Here is a 1,081-nt window from a genome sequence, read left to right as displayed (position 1 = left end):
GAGATATGATTCCGTGTGTTGGTATGGAACGGAACAGGATGACAGGTGGCGCGTCTGTTGAGGAGACGCTGTCGCTGACGGTTGAGGGATTACGGGCGGTCAAGGAAAAGATACGTCCCCTGTTTGGTCAGGCACGGGTTGCGGTCTCAGCGGAGCATTATCTGGAAACGCTCCTGGGCAATCTGCCGCGCAAGACGGGCTGGCAACGTGCGGAAGCCGCAGGCGACGAAGGCCCCTGGCGTCAGCAGGCTTTGCTGGGCCGGACGCAGTGGGACGCTGACGGTCTGCGCGACATTGTCCGCGATCATGTTCAGATTACCCTGGGTGATGAAGACGCGGTTCTTGTGATCGATGAGACCGGTTTTCTCAAGAAAGGCAAGGCGTCCTGTGGTGTAGGGCGCCAGTACACGGGTTCGGCTGGCAAGATCACGAACTGTCAGGTTGGTGTGTTTGCAGCCTATGTTTCTTCACGGGGTCATGCTTTCGTGGATCGCGCCCTGTATCTTCCCAAAGCCTGGACATCAGATCCGGTACGGCTGTCTGCGGCCTCTGTTCCTGCGGACGTAACGTTTGCAACCAAACCTTCTCTGGCCCGACAGATGATCGAACGTGGCCTGCAGGCCGGCCTTCCCTTCGAATGGGTCGCTGCTGACAGTGTCTATGGCGTAGGGGAAATCGAAATGAGCCTGCGTCATGCCGCAAAAGGGTATGTTCTGGGGGTGGCAGGCAGTCACTGGTTCAACTCCTGGGGCCTGGGAGAGAGACCGGTTGCGGGAGAAGCCCGTGATATCGCCCGGGATGCTCCAGAAGAAGACTGGGTCTCCCTGTCAGCCGGACACGGGACGAAAGGCGATCGTCAGTATGACTGGCTGTGGTGTCCGCTCGCCGAACTCGAGGGGGCAGACTATACCCCGGCCGACAACAGAACCTGGATCCGGGGTCTCCTTGTGCGCCGGAACCCAGCCGACGGGGATCTTGCATACTTCACTGTCTGGTGCCCCTCAGGAACGACGCCTGAAAAGCTGGTTCAGGTCGAAGGCACGCGATGGCGGATTGAAGAGGGGTTCAGAACGGCCAAAAA

General features: G+C 59.2%; 1 protein-coding gene. It reads left to right on the top strand.

All coding sequences use genetic code 11. The features are described from left to right. Positions 1 to 23 precede the first annotated feature (23 nt). The coding region (locus B7449_RS15170) for an IS701 family transposase (RefSeq protein WP_048883780.1) at positions 24 to 1,081 on the top strand (1,058 nt) is incomplete at its 3' end.

The organism is Komagataeibacter intermedius TF2 (genome assembly GCF_000964425.1).
In the GTDB taxonomy this organism is placed as follows: Bacteria; Pseudomonadota; Alphaproteobacteria; order Acetobacterales; family Acetobacteraceae; genus Komagataeibacter; species Komagataeibacter intermedius.
Note: the sequence above shows the minus strand (reverse complement) of the source record. Positions and strands in the feature narration are given on the sequence as shown.